At 67.5% G+C, this 16,247-nt stretch carries 15 protein-coding genes; 5 read left to right on the top strand and 10 right to left on the bottom strand.

Annotation, left to right across the window (positions count from 1 at the left end):
* Window positions 1-20 precede the first annotated feature (20 nt).
* Complete coding sequence (locus P1K32_RS04410; protein WP_276251502.1) at window positions 21-824, top strand: 2-amino-3,7-dideoxy-D-threo-hept-6-ulosonate synthase; 804 nt, start codon at window positions 21-23, stop codon at window positions 822-824.
* Between the two features lie 26 nt (window positions 825-850).
* On the opposite strand, the gene P1K32_RS04405 is transcribed toward P1K32_RS04410, so the two are convergent.
* Complete coding sequence (locus tag P1K32_RS04405) at window positions 851-1,012, bottom strand: hypothetical protein (protein ID WP_276251501.1); 162 nt, start codon at window positions 1,010-1,012, stop codon at window positions 851-853.
* Window positions 1,013-1,221: 209 nt separating this feature from the next.
* Here P1K32_RS04405 and P1K32_RS04400 point away from each other — a divergent pair, with 209 nt between their 5' ends.
* Together P1K32_RS04400 and P1K32_RS04395 are read left to right on the top strand one after the other, a co-directional pair.
* The gene (locus P1K32_RS04400; protein WP_276251500.1) at window positions 1,222-1,488 is read left to right on the top strand and encodes a hypothetical protein; all 267 of its coding nucleotides are present in this window, start codon (window positions 1,222-1,224) and stop codon (window positions 1,486-1,488) included.
* A 55-nt stretch (window positions 1,489-1,543) separates the two neighbouring features.
* Entirely contained in the window at window positions 1,544-2,716 is a 1,173-nt protein-coding gene (locus tag P1K32_RS04395; protein WP_276251499.1) for a 3-dehydroquinate synthase II, read from the top strand.
* Between the two features lie 24 nt (window positions 2,717-2,740).
* On the opposite strand, the gene P1K32_RS04390 is transcribed toward P1K32_RS04395, so the two are convergent.
* From P1K32_RS04390 to P1K32_RS04375, 4 genes are all read right to left on the bottom strand, one after another.
* On the bottom strand, window positions 2,741-3,166 hold the full coding sequence (locus tag P1K32_RS04390; RefSeq protein WP_276251498.1) for a DUF7575 domain-containing protein: 426 nt from the start codon (window positions 3,164-3,166) through the stop codon (window positions 2,741-2,743).
* Between the two features lie 126 nt (window positions 3,167-3,292).
* Window positions 3,293-3,694: a DUF6517 family protein gene (locus tag P1K32_RS04385; RefSeq protein ID WP_473092379.1), complete on the bottom strand. Its 402-nt coding sequence runs from the start codon at window positions 3,692-3,694 to the stop codon at window positions 3,293-3,295.
* Window positions 3,631-3,960, bottom strand: a complete 330-nt coding sequence (locus P1K32_RS04380) for a DUF6517 family protein (RefSeq protein WP_276251496.1) — start codon at window positions 3,958-3,960, stop codon at window positions 3,631-3,633. Before P1K32_RS04380 ends, P1K32_RS04385 begins: the two co-directional genes overlap by 64 nt.
* A gap of 57 nt (window positions 3,961-4,017) precedes the next feature.
* The gene (locus tag P1K32_RS04375; RefSeq protein WP_276251495.1) at window positions 4,018-4,704 is read right to left on the bottom strand and encodes a type I 3-dehydroquinate dehydratase; all 687 of its coding nucleotides are present in this window, start codon (window positions 4,702-4,704) and stop codon (window positions 4,018-4,020) included.
* Between the two features lie 253 nt (window positions 4,705-4,957).
* On the opposite strand from P1K32_RS04375, the gene P1K32_RS04370 reads away from it, so the two are divergent.
* Complete coding sequence (locus tag P1K32_RS04370) at window positions 4,958-8,560, top strand: right-handed parallel beta-helix repeat-containing protein (RefSeq protein ID WP_276251494.1); 3,603 nt, start codon at window positions 4,958-4,960, stop codon at window positions 8,558-8,560.
* On the opposite strand, the gene P1K32_RS04365 is transcribed toward P1K32_RS04370, so the two are convergent.
* From P1K32_RS04365 to P1K32_RS04355, 3 genes are all read right to left on the bottom strand, one after another.
* The gene (locus tag P1K32_RS04365) at window positions 8,561-9,589 is read right to left on the bottom strand and encodes a DNA-methyltransferase (protein ID WP_276251493.1); all 1,029 of its coding nucleotides are present in this window, start codon (window positions 9,587-9,589) and stop codon (window positions 8,561-8,563) included.
* A gap of 30 nt (window positions 9,590-9,619) precedes the next feature.
* On the bottom strand, window positions 9,620-10,507 hold the full coding sequence (locus P1K32_RS04360) for a methyl-accepting chemotaxis protein (protein WP_276251492.1): 888 nt from the start codon (window positions 10,505-10,507) through the stop codon (window positions 9,620-9,622).
* Between the two features lie 86 nt (window positions 10,508-10,593).
* Window positions 10,594-11,559, bottom strand: coding sequence for a transcription initiation factor IIB (locus P1K32_RS04355; RefSeq protein ID WP_276251491.1), 966 nt, complete (start codon window positions 11,557-11,559; stop codon window positions 10,594-10,596).
* 209 nt (window positions 11,560-11,768) lie between these two features.
* Here P1K32_RS04355 and yjjX point away from each other — a divergent pair, with 209 nt between their 5' ends.
* Window positions 11,769-12,272: an inosine/xanthosine triphosphatase gene (gene yjjX / locus P1K32_RS04350; RefSeq protein WP_276251490.1), complete on the top strand. Its 504-nt coding sequence runs from the start codon at window positions 11,769-11,771 to the stop codon at window positions 12,270-12,272.
* A 259-nt stretch (window positions 12,273-12,531) separates the two neighbouring features.
* Here the strand turns inward: yjjX and P1K32_RS04345 are convergent, their stop codons facing one another.
* Together P1K32_RS04345 and P1K32_RS04340 are read right to left on the bottom strand one after the other, a co-directional pair.
* Window positions 12,532-14,349: a flippase-like domain-containing protein gene (locus P1K32_RS04345; RefSeq protein ID WP_276251489.1), complete on the bottom strand. Its 1,818-nt coding sequence runs from the start codon at window positions 14,347-14,349 to the stop codon at window positions 12,532-12,534.
* A gap of 146 nt (window positions 14,350-14,495) precedes the next feature.
* Window positions 14,496-16,211, bottom strand: coding sequence for a radical SAM protein (locus tag P1K32_RS04340; protein WP_276251488.1), 1,716 nt, complete (start codon window positions 16,209-16,211; stop codon window positions 14,496-14,498).
* Window positions 16,212-16,247 lie beyond the last annotated feature (36 nt).

Genomic DNA, 16,247 nt, shown 5'->3' with positions numbered 1-16,247 from the left:
TTGCCACAGATTCCCATAACATGAACACAGGGACACGCGCTCGACTCGACCGCATCGGGACAGACGACCGCTACGTCGTCGTCCCCATGGACCACGGTATCACGCTCGGAGCGACGCAGGGGCTCAAAGACCTCGAATCGACCGTCGACGCCATCACCCGCGGGGGCGCCGACGCGGTGCTCACCCAGCGCGGCGTCGCGGACCGCGTCCACCCGAACAAGAACGACGCGGGCTACATCGCCCACCTGAACGGCTCGACCGTCATCGGCCCCGACGAGAACGACAAGCGGATGACCGGTACCGTCGAGGACGCGATCCGCGCCGGCGCCGACGCCGTCTCCATGCACATCAACGTCGGAAGCGTCCACGAACGCGAACAGATAGAGGACCTCGCACAGATGACCAGCGAGGCCGAACGCTACGGCCTGCCGGTGCTTGCGATGACCTACGCCCGCGGCCCGGACATCGACCCCGAGGCCGACGACTACAACCAGGCCGTCGGCCACGCCGTCCGCCTCGGCGAGGAGCTCGGCGCGGACATCGTCAAGACCGGCTACACCGGCGACGCCGAGAGCTTCCAGCACGTCGTCGAGTCCACGTCGCTGCCGGTCGTCATCGCCGGCGGCTCGAAGGGCACCGACGAGGAGACCCTCTCGATGGTTCGGGGTGCGATGGACGCCGGCGCGTCGGGGGTCTCGATGGGGCGGTCTATCTTCCAGCACGACGAACCGGAGCAGATAGCACGCGCCGTCGCGAGTGTCGTCCACGACGACGCGGAAGCGGACGCCGCGTTGCGCGAGGCCGGGCTGGCAGTCGAGGCCTGACGCCGCGGTTATATTTTTCAGAGACGCTACTGGCGCCGATACGCCGCCAGTCCGGACCCCGCGAGAATCAGGACTCCGCCGATGGGTGGCATGAGCACACTGAGGTAGTTGGGGCTGGGCGGGGCAGTGGCGACGAGCAGCGCGCCGACCACGACCAGGGCGACCCACACTAGCGTTCCGCGTTTCATACCGCCTCAAGCAAACAGGGGGTCAAGGCCCTTCTGCAATTGGCCACGCCCCACACCACGGGCTGTCAGGGAGGGCTGCGGGTTCCGCCACGTTCAAGCCCCACCGTCGCACTCGTGGGCGTATGACACGAACCGTCTGGCTCAAGGCCGACAGCGACGTCGGCTCGACCCTCCGCGCCGGCCGTGAACCGATCACTCGTGACTGACTCATGAACGCCCGCTCGTTGTTCAGCGCGTACGGCGAACTGTTCGTAGCGCTGCTGTCGGGCACCATCGCCGTGCTGTGTCTGTTCGTCGTTCCGGTGTGGGGCTTCGGACCGGAGTTTCTCGTACCGGACGGTCGGGCCCCAGGCACGCTCCGCGGGGCATCGGCGCTGTTCATGCTGACCTACAGTGTCGGACTCGCAAGCAGCGTGGTGTGTCTCGTCCTGGTCGTCACGCTCGTCTTCCCGGATGAGTGGGTCGACGCAGACTAACCGGCACCCCTCCGGTTCCGCCACGTTCAAGCCCCACCGTCGCAATCGTGGGCGTATGACACGAACCGTCTGGCTCAAGGCCGACAGCGACGTCGGCGACTGGGAGACACGCAGACGACGCATCACCGCCGGGCTGGAGGCCGGCGTGGACTGGGTACTGGTCGACGAGAGCGACGTCGAGAACGTACGGGAACTCGGCGAGGTCAACGTCGCCGCCTTCGCGAACGGCGACGTCCACGTCATGGAGGCAGAGGGCGAGGACGAGGAGTCCACCGCCGACGCGACTATCGTCGGGAAGGACGGCGAGGGCGACGGCACTGTCGACCTCCCGACCGACTTCTCGGGCTCCGCGGACCTCTCGGCGCTCCGGCGTGCGGGCACGGCGACCGACGGCGGCTACGTCCGTATCTTCGACGAGGACTACGAGGCCTTCGCCGAGGCCGTCGCGGCCGAATCCGACTACACCATCGTCATCGGCGACGACTGGCAGATAATCCCGCTGGAGAACCTCATCGCCCGGGTCGGCGAGGAGACCGAACTCATCACCGGCGTCCAGACCGCCGAGGACGCCCGCACCGCCTACGAGACGCTGGAGCTGGGCGCCGACGGCGTCCTCCTGGACACGGACGACGTCGACGAGATTCGCAAGACCGTCGAGGTCCGGGACGAGGCCGGCCGCGAGAGCGTCGAGCTGGAGTACGCGGAAGTCACCGCCATCGAGCAGACCGGCTCCGCCGACCGGGTCTGTATCGACACCGGCAGTCTGATGGAACACGACGAGGGGATGCTCGTCGGCTCGATGGCCCGCGGCCTCTTTTTCGTCCACGCCGAGACGGCCGAGTCGCCTTACGTCGCCTCCCGACCTTTCCGGGTCAACGCCGGCGCCGTCCACGCCTACGTCCGCACCCCCGACGGCGGGACGAAGTACCTCTCTGAGCTCCAATCCGGCGACGAGGTCCAGATAGTCGACGAGCAGGGCCACACCCGCGAGGCCATCGTCGGCCGCGCGAAGATAGAGAAGCGGCCGATGTTCCGGGTGCAGGCCGAGACCGCCGAGGGCGACCGCATCGAGACGTTGCTGCAGAACGCAGAGACCATCAAGGTCCACGCCCGCGACGGGCGCAAAGCGGTCACCGACCTCGACGTGGGCGACGAGATTCTGGTCCACTACGAGGACACGGCGACACACTTCGGCGAGCACATCGAAGAGAGCATCATCGAGAAGTAGTCGCTCGACTCCGTTCGTTCGGCGCTACGTTTCGGACTCGGCGCCCCGGTCCAGCTTCGTCGTACACCAGTGACAGAAGTCCAGGTCGTCTTCGAGTTCCTTCCCGCAGTGCGGACAGTCCGCCCCCGCGACGACCTCGGTCTCCGCCTCCGCGTTCCCCCGCGTGGCCATGTAGAAGGCGTCGGCCATCGAGAAGGCCGTGATGACGAACAGCACCACCGACGCCTCCATCGGGATGTTCTGGCTGACGGTCAGGAGCGCCTCGAGCGAGACGCCGTCGGACAGTGGCGCCATCAGCGAGTCGTTGATGAGCAGCGTCGTCGAGCTGAAGACGAGCCCGAACCACAGGAGCGCCCGCAACCACTCCCGGAGATAGACGTGTCCCAGGCCGGGGTAGATGAACGCGAGGAGGGCGGCGAGCCACGGCCGCTTGCGTCCGGTATCGGTCATACTCCCCGAATCTAGTGGGAACGCCCCTATATCTTCCGAACGCGCGAGACAGTTCGGACGTCAGGGGTCGCGGAGGCGAGTTGCCATGCCCCCCGAGGGCTCGTACGACACCGGCTGTGGGCTGGCTCACTCGACCGCCCGAACCAGGTCCAAAAGCGCCGAGCGAAAGTCGTTCGGGTCCGTCGTCGGCCGCTCGCTTTCCGGCGTCTCGGCTAGCAGCCCCTCCAGCCCGTCCACGGGGTAGGCGCCGCCGGCGATGCGGAAGCCGCTGCCGTGCCAGACGCCGAGCCACCCCTCGATTTCCAGTCGGTCGGCGGCGTCGCTCTCGAGCGGATAGCTCGCTGTGACTTTCGCGAGCCGGGCGCGGTCGCCCGACTCCGTCCGGACCCGCTGGCTCCGGCCCCGTTCCACGTCCCGAAACCCTCGCGCTTCGAGGTCGTCAGTGAAGGTCCGCCGGGCCTCGGTCACGACGGTCGGGAGCATCGAGGCCGGGCCGATACCTGGGGCAAGCGGCGGGCGGAACGACAGCGCCGTCGCGAAGAAAAATCGCCAGTACCCCCGTCTGCGCCCGTCTCGACGAGCCGGCGGCCGCTCGATTCGGCCCGGCCGGCGAGCAGGTCCCCGAACCCGGCCGCCTCGAGGGCGTCCCGCAGCGCCCGGTCGTCGTACAGCACCGTCCGGCCGACGATGCGGGCGGTCGGGGTCTGGAACACCGTCGACTCGGCGCGGACGCGCTCCGCCCAGCCGCCTTCGGCGAGTCGCTCATCTGGAACCGTCGGATAGCCGTCTGCCATCACTGACTACTATGGACGGGGACGGGTTCGGTGTTGCGGTGGGTGATCCCCGGCGCGTTACTCACTCTCGAGCTGGTCGACGAGCGACCGCAGCGTCGCCAGGTCGTACTGGCCCGGCGCCGTCGCGGCCGCCGGGTCGACCGGCGCGTAGCCGATGCGCGAGCCATACAGGGGCGCGACGGCCCGGGAGTGGCGGCCGGCCTCGCCCATGCACATCGTCGCGACGGTCTCGCCGCCAGCGGTCAGTTCGCGTGTCGCACTCAGCATCGCCAGGACGTCGTCGGCCGACTGTGCGGTCGATGCCATCTTGCCGACGTCGCCGTGTTCACAGGCCCGCTCGAGGCGGTCGACGATGGCGTCCCGGTCCGGTGTCGCCTCGAAGTCGTGGGTCGAGACGACCACCGACGCGCTGTGGTCGCGTGCGTGGTCGGCCACCCGGCCGGCGTCGTGGTCGCCCTCGCCCGAAAGCGCGGCGAGTTCGAGGTCCACAGCGGTGACGGCCTCGAACTCGACGGCCCGCTCCAGCCGGTCGAGCCGCTCGGCGGTGTCGTCGGCCTCGCCGCCCTCCCAGCCGACGCGGTTGGTCACCAGCACCGGCAGGTCCCCGTCGTAGCCGGCCAGCTGGTCGAGCGGGTCGGCGGCGAAGTCCATCCGCAGCTCGATACCGTCGGCGTCGGCCCGCGCGTGGGGCTCCATCGCGAGGTCGGCGCCAGCCGCGAGCAGGCGAAACGAACTGAAATCCATACCCCGTATTCGCGGAAACGGGGCAAAGTACCGTCGGTGTCTCTCGGCTGGTCCGTCACCGGTTACGTACCACTGCGTCACGGTGTGCGGTCGTTCACCGACCCTATCGCTACCGTAAGGTCGACCGGACTCGGGAACGGTCTGTCGGATTTATTTACAGCGGTTTGACAACGTCTGCCATGAACCAGAGCCACGCGTCTCGCGGTTGGAGTGTTGTGGGGCCCAAGCGGAGTGGCTACCGGAGGGCCGACCCGTGACACGAACGCGGACAGTCGTACTCGTCGCCCTGCTGGTCGTCAGCGTCGTCGCGGTGTCTGCCACCCTGCTCGGGGGCGACGGCCCCCAGCAGGTCGGTGGAGAGAACCAGGCGGGTGGCTCGGCCGACTACAGCGCCGTGAGCGACCAGCTCGACACGGTCGCGTCGGTCGACGCGACCCAGAGTGACCAGCCAGAGAACCTCTCCGAGGCCGAGCGGACTGCCGCGACCCAGGGTGCACGGACCGGTATCAACCTGACCCAGCGCCAGGGTGTCACCATCACCCAGGAACAGCGCCAGGCGGCCATCAACGCCGCGCGCCTCGCGGCGAGCCAGCAGCAGAACGCCTCCGTCGAGCAGATACAGGCCGCCGCGACGGGGGCGAGCCACGGCGCCTTGCTCCAGAGCCAGTCGGCGAACGTCACGCAGCTACAGACGGCCATCTACGGGAGCACCGCGGGCTCGCTCACGCAGACCCAGTCGGCGAACGTCACACAGGTCCAGGCGGCGGCCTACGGCTCGGCCCACGGCTCGGTCGCACAGTCCCAGCGGGTCAACGTGACACAGATTCAGCGCGCCGCAATCGGGTCGGCCGCCGGGGCGGCCGGGGCTGTGACCCAGTCCCAGCAGGTAAACGTCACGCAGATACAGGAGTCCGCACAGGGCGCCGCCTACGGCTCGCTCACCCAGACCCAGTCCGTCTCCGTCACGCAGATACAGGCAGCGGCGTTCGGCGCTGCCGGCGGCGGCGCCGCGGGCACCGGCAACCAGGACCCAAAGAAGGTCCAGGAGGCGTCGCTGGGTGCCGCCTCGGGCGCGCTCGTCCAGCGCCAGGACGTGTCCGTCACTCAGATTCAGGCCGCTGCTCGCGGCGCCTGCCGCGGTGCGCTCACGGCCGGCCAGGAAGTGTCGGTCTCCCAGATACAGGCTGCCGCCGCCGGCGCGAGCCAGGGGACGGTCGTTCAGATACAGCAGGTACAGGTCGTGCAGGTACAGACCGTCGCACAGAGCGCCGCGAGCGGTGCCATCTCACAGTTCCAGCGCGCGAGCGTCACGCAGATACAGTCGGCCGCGAAGGGCGCCGGCGAGGGCGGGCTCTCGCTCATACAGCGCCAGCAGGTCACGGTCGAGCAGCTTCAGGTCCAGACCGAACGCGCGGCCGCAGACGCCGCCGGCACGGCCGCGGAGATAAACATCGACAACGCACAGACAATCGAGGTGTACGCCACGGGCGCCGTCGAATCGGACCGGCCCGACGACGGTGACGAGGACGGGCTCCGGAGCCTGTTCGCCTCGGCCGACGACGACGGTATCTTCCTCGCGAACCCCAACGACGCGGCCGTGACGGTGACGCTGACGGGCGGCGAGAACCCGCAGACGGTGACCCTCGCCGCCGGCGAGTCGACCACAGTCGACCTCGACCCCGGCACGTACACGCTGACCGCCGAGACCAGCGAAGGCGACACCGTCCAGATTGCCGGCCGCGACGAACTGGCCCTTTCGGTCGGCGCGGCGGTTCAGAGCCTGACAGCGACCGTCGACAATCGGACGCTGACGGTCGGCAACCCGAACGACGACCGCGTGCGGGTCACCGTCAGTGCTGACGGTGACACTGTCGCCCAGTTCGAGGTCCCGCGCAACTTCGAGGCGAGCCAGCAACTCGAACCCGGTAACTACACCCTGACCGCCGAGACCACCGACGGGCGCTCGGTCCCGATCGACGGCTCCGACCAGGCGACTGTCACGGTCGCCGGGCCGCCCACCGAGACACCGACTGACACGCCAACCGAGACGCCGACCGGTACTACCACCGAGACACCGACCGCTACAGCTACCCAGCAGCCGACCGAACCAGTCGACCTCTCCGCCGCCGTCGACGGGCAGAACGTCTCCCTGGAGAACCCGAGCAACACGTCGGTGAACGTGACTGCGGTCCCGGAGAACGGAACGAACCAGAGCGTCGCGGTCCCGGCCGGCGAGACCGTCACCGAGACCTTCGAACCCGGTAACTACACCGTGACTGGAGACGCCGGGGACCGGACCGTCCTGCTGAACGGCGCCGAGAGTACGACCATCACTGTCGAGTCGACCGCTGTCAGCCCGGTTATCGACTCGTGTCGGACCATCTCCGAGCCCGGCAGCTACGAACTGGGCGGGGACCTCAGTTCCGACCAGCCGCTGTCGTCGTGTCTGGTAATCACCTCGAGCGACGTGACCATCGACGGCAACGGGAACACCATCCAGGGCGCCCAGGCGGAGACCGACGTCGGCGGTGAGTCGACCGGTATCTCGGTCCCATCCGAATCCCGGGCCGAGAACATCACCGTCCGCAACGTCGAGGTCCGCGGCTGGGAGTGGGGTATCAGCACGCTCCCGACGTTCGACGCCGGCGTGGAACTCACCGTCGAGGACAGCGTGGTCGCGAACAACGACCAGGGACTGCGCTTTACCGAATCCGACGAGGCCAGCCTGTCGAACCTGACGATCGAGGAGAACGGCGACGGGATGTCCGCGCTGGAGGGCGCGACCGAGCTGCGCGACTCCGTGGTCCGCAACAACGGCCAGAACGGCGTCAGTGCCGGGCAGGCAAACGACATGACGCTGACGAACGTCCGCGTCACCGGCAACGGTGGGACCGGCGTCATCGTCTCGAACGAGGGCCAGACGGGCCGGCTCCAGGACGTCGTCGTCACCGACAACGGCGGTGCCGGCGTCGCTGTCGGCAGCGACACGAGCGCCCAGATCGTCGACTCCCGAATCGAGGGCAACGCCGTCGGCGTCAACACGACCCCGGAGACCGGCCCCGCGGTGGACGTGTCGATCCAGGATTCCGCCATCCAGGCGAACAGCGGCGTCGAAATCGACGTGCAGGGCCAGTCAATCGACGCGACCGGCCTGCAACTCGCTGAGACGACGACGGTCGGTATCGACGCCCAGGGCGTCACGCTGGACGCCGTCGAGCAGGGCGCGCTGGCACCGGTCGACAACGGGACACTCGCCGGTCCCGGCCTGAACGTCTCGACCCTCGAGGGCTCCGTCCAGGCGACCATCAGTACCGACACAGCGGCTAACGCGACGCTGTGGCGCTACGACGGCAGCGCGTGGGCGCCGGTCGCGGACTCGACCAGTGCTGACGGCGGTGTCACGGCCCAGCTCACCGAGGTCGGGCTCTACGCGCCGGTGGTCCCAGAGGCCCTGACACCCACTGCGACGGCCACGCCGACCGAGACGCCAACGGAGACCGAGACACCAACGCCGACGGAGACCGAGACGCCGACGCCGACGGAGGCCGAGACGCCGACGCCGACGGAAACCGAGACGCCGACGCCGACGGAGGCCGAGACGCCGACGCCGACGGAAACCGAGACGCCGACGCCGACGGAGGCCGAGACGCCGACGCCGACGGAGGCCGAGACGCCGACGCCGACGGAAACCGAGACGCCGACAGAAACACCAGAACCGACCCCGGAGCCGACGCCCGAGTCAACTCCTGAACCGACCCCGGAGCCGACGCCCGAGTCAACTCCTGAACCAGAGCCGGAGCCAGAACCAGACGACGAAGACACGCCCCTGGAGACGCTCTCGGCGCTCCTCCCCTAGTCACTCCACGGGCGCGTGGGTGACGCGGTACCCCTCGTCGGTCCGCTCGACGTCGTCGACCGCGTAGAAGCGGAGTCGGCGCTCCTGTTTCGTGTTGACGGGGAAGTCGTAGTACTCGGCTTCGTAGCCCGGTTCCTTGCCGTCGGCGCGGCGCTTCGTGACCCACTCGCGGTGTGCGTCCAGACGTTCCTCGGCGATCCGTCGGGAGCGCTCACCGACGCGGTCGACGCGGTCCTCGAGCGCCGCAAGCAGGTCCGCGTCGCGCTCGATACCGACGGAGTCGCGGCCGGCGACCATCGCCGCCAGCGTGGTCGTGCCCGTCCCGAGGAACGGGTCCAGGACGGTGTCGCCCCGGACCGAGAACATCGAGACGAGGCGGTGGGGAATCGCGAGCGGGTAGGCGCCCGAGCGGTCCCGCAGGCCGTCGTCCATGGCCTGGGTCTCGCCGGGGAGGTCCCAGAGGTCCGAGAACCACTCGTTGCGCTCCTCCCAGAAGTACGCGCTCTCGTAGCGGCGGTCGGCGCCCGGCTCCAGCGTGCGGCGCTTTCCGTTGCGGAAGACGAGGATGTGTTCGTGTTCCAGCGTCGGATAGGCGTTGGGCGGGACCATTCCCGAGCCCATGAACTTCGCGCCGCTGTTGGTGGGTTTCCGCCAGAGGATATCGGGCAGCGCGCGCAGGCCGTGGTCGGTCAACCGATTCGTTATCTCCGCGTGGTTGGGGTACTGCCGGAAGCCGTCGGCGAGCGAGCGGGTGGCGTCGCCGACGTTGATGCAGGCGATACCGCCGGGTGCGAGCACGCGCGCCAGTTCGGCCCACACCGTATCGAGGACGTCGTGCATCAGCGAGAAGGCGCGGTCGCCGTCGCCGGCACCGAGCGCGTCGGCGATATCCGGGTCGAGCGCCCCGAAGATGTCGTCCCACATCTCTATCATCGGATAGGGCGGGGAGGTGACGACGAGTTCGACGCTATCGTCGGCGAGTGGCAGGTCGCGGGCGTCGCCGGTGAGAGCCCGGTGGCGCGTCTCCATACGGGTCGATACGGTGCCTCTGCCTTGTGGTTACCGTTCGTCGATAAGCGACTGTATCTCGTTTATCTTCGCGGTCTGCTGTTCGTTGGCCGCGGCGATCTCCTCGATCTCGTTTGCGACCTCCTCGGCGTTCTCGGCGGTCATGTCGACCATGCTGGCAACCTCCTCGGTGGAGGCGGCCTGCTCGTCGGTGGCGGAGGCGACCTCCTCGGCGCCGCGTGCGGCCTCCTTGACGGACTCGTCGATGTCGCGCAGGATTTCGACCGTCTCGCTGACCTGGTCGATGCCGGACTCGACCTGCTCGTTGGCCTCGTCGATGCTCTCGACGGTGTCCTCGGTGTCGGCCTTGATATTCGAGACGAGCTGTTCGATCTCGGTGGCGTTCTGCTGGGACTCCTCGGCCAGTGACTTGACCTCGTCGGCGACGACGGCAAAGCCCTCGCCGGCTTCACCGGCGCGAGCGGCCTCGATGGAGGCGTTCAGTGCCAGCATATTGGTCTGGTCGGCGATGTCGTTGATGACCTCGACGATCTCGTCGATTTCGTCGATGCGTCCTCGGAGCTGTTTCACGTCCTCCGAGACCATCTCGTTGGCCTCGTCGACGGACTCCATCGCCTCGATGGCGTCGTCGGCCACGTCCCGACCTCGGTCGGCAAGCTCCCGGGCGCGCTCGCTGACCTGCTGGACCTGGTTCGCACTGGAGGCGACCTCCTCGACGGTCGCCGAGAGGTTCGATACCTCTCCTGCGACCTCGCGCATATTGTCCGATTGCTGATTCGCGAGGTCGCTTATCTCCTGTGAGCTCCCCGAGACGTTCTCGGAGGTGCGAAGTAACTCGTCGATAGCACTCCCGAGTTCCTTGTCGGTGTCACTCGACTCGGCCATATCCTGGCCGCTACTGCCGAAATCCGTAGCCATGTACCCAAAGCAACTGGCCACCGAATTAAACGTACCTCCGCGGTTATCAGCCCTGATTCTCCCCGGCGGAAAACGTGACTGCGAACTTACGCGACGGGAAGGTCCTGCTCGGCTTCCAGCAGCTCGTGGTAGCGGTTGCGGATGGTGACCTCGGAGATGTCCGCGACCTCGCTGACGGCGGCCTGCGTGGTCTTCTCGTTGGTCAGGAGGGCGGCGGCGTAGACGGCGGCCGCAGCGAGTCCGACGGGCGATTTCCCGGAGTGGACGCCCTGTTCCTTGGCGTTCTGGAGCAGCTGGCGGGCGCGGTGTTCGGCCTCGTCGGAGAGTTCGAGCGACGACGCAAAGCGGGGAACGTAGCTCTCAGGGTCCGCCGGCTTGACTTCGAGGCCCAGTTCGCGGACGACGTAGCGGTAGGTGCGGGCGATTTCGCTCTTCTCGACGCGGGAGACCTCGGTGATCTCGTCGAGACTCCGCGGGACGCCGGCCTGTCGGGCGGCGGCGTAGACGGAGGCCGTCGAGACACCCTCGATGGACCGGCCCGGAAGCAGGTCCTCGTCGAGGGCACGCCGATAGATGACGCTGGCCGTCTCACGGACGTTCTCGGGCAGCCCCAGCGCGGAGGCCATCCGGTCTATCTCACCCAGGGCCTGCTTGAGGTTGCGTTCCTTGGAGTCACGGGTTCGGAAGCGCTCGTTCCACTTGCGCAGGCGCTGCATCTTCTGGCGCTGCTTGCCCGACAGGGAGTTGCCGTAGGCGTCCTTGTCGCGCCAGTCGATGTTGGTCGACAGGCCCTTATCGTGCATCATGTTCGTCGTGGGTGCACCGACGCGGGACTTCTGGTCTTTCTCGCTGGAGTCGAACGCGCGCCACTCCGGCCCGCGGTCGATCTCGTCGGACTCGACGACGAGACCGCAGTCGTCACACACGGTCTCGCCGTGTTCGTCGTCGATGACCAGCGAGCCGCTACACTCCGGGCAAGCCGTCGAGGTCGACTCTGTCGATTCCGTCTCCGCTTCTCCGGTTCGCTTTCGCGTTCGTGTTTGCTCGTTCATTGGTTGCGATGGCGGGCGCTCACCGGGTACAGTACACTGCTGAGGAACCCGGAGGCAATCGGTAAAACTGCATCCGTTCGAAAGACATTTAAAAATTGCGGTATCGTCTGGCGGATGACAGTCTCACGCCACCTACCACCAGTCTGTGTGTGGTGAAGACGCCCATTCAAATAACAACCATCATGAACCATCCGGTAGTTTCCCCGTCCATGCACGTCGCCATCGGGAGCGAGAACCCAGTGAAAGTGAACGCAGTCGAGCGTGTCGTTCCCGACGCAGAATCCGTCGCTGTGGCGGTCGAATCGGGTGTCCCCGAACAGCCCTGGGGCCGCGAGGAGACGGTCCGCGGCGCCAGCAACCGCGCGGACGCTGCGCTGGCGGCGACCGAGGCCGACTACGGCGTCGGTATCGAGGGCGGCGTCGCCGAGCGCGAGGTCCCCGGCGGTGTGTGGCTCGTGATGTGGGCCGCCGTCACTGACGGTGACCGGACACACTACGGCGCCGGCCCGTCGATTCGGCTCCCCGACCCCGTCGCCGAGCGCCTCCGGGACGGCGAGGAGCTGGGTCCCGCTCTCGACGACGAACTCGGCCGCGAGGAACTCGGGCGACAGGAGGGCGCCATCGGCGTCTACACCGCCGGCCGGGTCGGCCGGACGGACGCGCTCGTCGACGCTGTGGCTGGGGGGTTTGGACCCTTCCTTCGGGAAGCGTAGCGGTCGGTGACTAGTTCGAGCAGCTGTACTGTGTACGCTCAACACTGTTTCTACCGAGAGCCAGAAAGCCCCGGAGCGCTCGAGTGCTGCGACTTGCTGTCGTCCGAGAGAGCTTCGCTCTCTCGTGATGAACGAAAGCGCTGTGCGCCTTTCGAACCACGCGCGCTTCGCGTGCTTGTGTCGTCTCGCTCGTCGAGCGTTCGGCCCCTTTCTGGCTGTTGAGAGACGAACTAACTCAGTCGGCAAAAACTACCAAATTTCAGTCGTCCGCTTCGGGCTGGATATCCTCGACGCTGCGGGATTCCTCGACGGCGGTCGTCAGGGAGACGTTGAGCCAGGCCATCGAGACGACGCCGCCCAGAATTGTGACGGCGTTCTTGACGGCGTGGTCGACGATAGCGATGCTGAGCGCGGCCGTGACGCCGACGGGCGTCAGCGGCGCGACGATGATGGTAAAGGCGCCCTCGTAGAGGCCCACGCCGCCGGGGGTCAGCGGGAGGACCTTCGCTAAGTTCCCGACGCTGACCGCGAAGAAGCCGACGGCGACCAGCGACGGGGTCAGCGAGTAGCCGAAGGCCGCAAACACAGCGAGTGCGGTGAGCACGTCCAGTCCCCAGATAGCGAGGCTGCCGATGCCCACGCGGGCGAAGGCGGGGCCGTCGGCGGTCACGGTCTGGATGTCGGCGACGAACCCCTCGACGATGCTGGCGACGTAGTCGGCGTAGGAGTCGTCGGAGAGGCGCCCGATGGTCGCCCGGACGAAGTTGGCGTCGGTGCGGGCGCTGGCGACGATCGCGACGACGGCGCCGATGGCGGCAAGCCCCACGCCAGCTGCCACGTAGACGGCGGTCTGACCGCTCTGTGCGGTGTCGCCACCGACCGCGTTGCCGGTGATGGCGGCGAGCAGTTCGCCGGCGCTCCCGGTGGCAGCCAGCCCCAGCATGACGGTGCCGGCAAGCACCGTGATAGTCAGCAGGTCGAAGACGCGCTCGACAGCGAGCGAGGCGAACCCGGAGGGATACGGGATAGAGCGCCGTGCCTTGACGACGTAGGCGCGCACCCCGTCACCGAGTCTGGCCGGGAAGACGAGGTTCCCGGTCTGGCTGATAAACACCGCCCCGGTGAGAAAGCCCCACTTCTCGTGAAAGCCCATCGAGTCCAGTATGTCGCGGTAGCGAAGCCCGCGGAGCGGCCACGAGACCGCATAGACCAGGGCGGACACCGCCACGAGCGCCGGGGAGGCCCCGGCCATCTCATCGAGGACTCTCTGTGGGTTCAGATACTGGGTCATCAAGAGTAGGGCGAGGACGACCAGCATCGTCCCGGCGCCCATCGACACTCGGCGGGTGATACGGGGGCTGACCGACAGCTCCCAGAACGTCCGGAGAATCTGGCTGCCCATGCCGAAGACGTCCCGAACGATGTCGACTTTGGAGTCGCCCTTGGGTTCCCAGTCGACGGGGAACTCCTTGACGCGGTACCCCTCGCGCTGGGCTTTGACCAGGAGTTCGGTGTCCCAGAACCAGTGTTCGTCCTCGACCTTCGGGCCGAGCCGTTCGAACGCGGTCCGGGAGAGGGCCTTGAACCCACACTGGTGGTCTTTCAGGTCCGACCGGAGGACGGTCCGTACGAGCGTGTTGAACCCGATACTCGGGATGCCGCGCTTGGCGGGCCTGTCGGCCCGGTTCTCCGGCATCCACCGCGAGCCGGTGGCCACGTCGTACTCGCCCGAGCGGACGCTCTCGACCAGCTCTTCGAGGTGGCGCATGTCCGTCGCCAGGTCGGTGTCGAAGTAGACCAGCGTGTCGCCGTGGGCCCGCTCGAAGGCGTATTCGAGCGCGCCGCCCCGGCCGAGCCGTTCGTCGCTGTGGATATGTCGGACCCGGCCGTCCTCCTCGGCCATCTGGGTCGCGATATCCGGCGTGCGGTCCTCACAGCCGTCTTCGGCGACGATGACCTCGAACGAGTCCACCGGCAGAAAGTCTCCGAGGGTATCGAGTGTGACCGTCACCGTCCGCTCGATGGTGTCCTCCTCGTTGTACGCGGGGAGGACGACGCTCACCTCGATATCGTTCATTGACACTCTTTGTGCGGTCGAGACAAAAGTAGCTTCCGTTCGCTTCTGCGGGCGTTATACTATCCTTACCACACCTATGACGCGAGAAGCCGACCGCTCGACAGGGGCCGCGAATGACGGCTCGGGGGAACGGCCGGGCACACGAATTAGTCGGCGCCTTCCGGTGTCTCGGCGGTGACGAACTGTCTGAGGTCGGCACCGACCTCCGCCGGGGAGTCGTAGGGGCGACCGACGACGATATCGCCGGCCCGGCTTCTGCCGACACCGGGCACCGTCGCGAGTTCGGCCATCGACGCGCTGTTGACGTCGAGCGGGTAGGGGACGCCGGTCACCGAGCGGTAGCCGTGGTCGGTGATGGCCACGTCGATGGTCCGGCCCAGCTCGCGCTCGCCCGGCAGCCCCACCAGCAAGGGATAGGTCCCCAGCTGTCGGCCGAACGTCTTGCCGTCCTGATGGTACTCTAGATGCACGTCCGGGAGCACGGTGCCCGGCGGCGCGACCCGCTGGAGCATCGGGTTGTCGATCGTCTCGCGGACCTCCTGTTTGTACTGCTTGAACAGCTGCTTGTGGTCTTTCGCGATGTCGGCGCCGGTCTCGGCCATGTCCGTCCCCTCGAAGGCCATCACCTGCCGGATGTTCACGCGCCGGAGCATCAGCCCCTCGTCGTATACCCGCTGGAGGAACCGTTTGTTGTGTTCGAACGTCTCCCGGCGCTCGCCTTTCAGGCCGTGGACGAGGTTGATGCCCGGCAGCAGTTTGGGGAGCCGACGGGCGGCGTCGTCGCCGAAGGTGGGGGCACTGTCTCTGTCTCCCCCCGGCCGGAAGCCCGCCACCTCGTTGACTATCTTCACCGCTTCGAAACACTCGTCGGCGGTGACGTTGAGGTTGTTGTCGCTCATCACTTCGGGGTCGGCCGATTCCAGCCCGAACGCGGCCGTGTCGCCGGGCGTGTTGTGCTCGGCGATGATTCGAATCCCCTCGCGGGCCTTCTCGGGCCACTTCACGATGGTGATGGGGTTCATATTGTCCAGATGCAGTGTCTCAAGGTCCGGCGCGACCTCCCGGATGCCGCCGTAGAGCCGCCGCAGTGCGTCCGGATTCGGCGCCTCGCCGTCGCCGCCGTAGGCCAGGATGTCGGCCTGTCGGCCGAGCCGGAAGTGCGCCACGCCCCTGTCTGAGAGGGCGTCGACCTCGTCGACGACGGACTCGGGCGGGCGGAAGTCGGGGTTGCCGTACATCGGCTCCGTGCAGAACGAACAGCGGTACGGACAGCCTCGCGAGGTCTCCATCTCGCAGATGAGATAATCGGGGTGGTTCGGGTGTTGCTCGACGACGAACGCGCCGGCGCGGGCCCAGCGGGTCTCCTCCTCGACGTCCCGGTAGCGGTCGTTGAACCCCTCCAGTCCGGACTCGACAAGGTCGTAAACGGCGGCCTCCACGTCGGCCATCGCGAGGAAGTCGAAGTCGAGGTCGTCGCGGGCGGTCTCGCTTGCGCCCTCGTTGGCCTCGCCGACGCCGAAGCGGACGGGGCCACCGATTATCGAGGTCCCGTTGGCGGTCCAGGCCAGCTTGCGCACCTCGTCGGGTTCGGCGGGCGTCCCGCCGACGTACTTGCCGGGGACGGTCATCCCGCCGACGTACACCATTAGGTCGGCGTCTTCGACGTCACGCCACAGCTGCGTATCCTCGCGGAGCTCGTCGATGGTGTGGTAGGTTATCTGTGACTCGGGGATGCCGGCGTCGACCATCGCCCCGGCGGCGTACCGGGGATACGTTGAGACGTACGGTGGGACCCCGAAGTGGGCGGGTTCGTCGACGTAGCCGTCGACGATGGTCACGTCGAGTTCGGCGGGGTCAGTCATACCCCGGCGTAGCATCTCGACGCCTAAAACCGTGTC

It is taken from the genome of Haloarcula rara (assembly GCF_029338235.1).
GTDB classification, from domain to species: Archaea; Halobacteriota; Halobacteria; order Halobacteriales; family Haloarculaceae; genus Haloarcula; species Haloarcula rara.
Note: the sequence above shows the minus strand (reverse complement) of the source record. Positions and strands in the feature narration are given on the sequence as shown.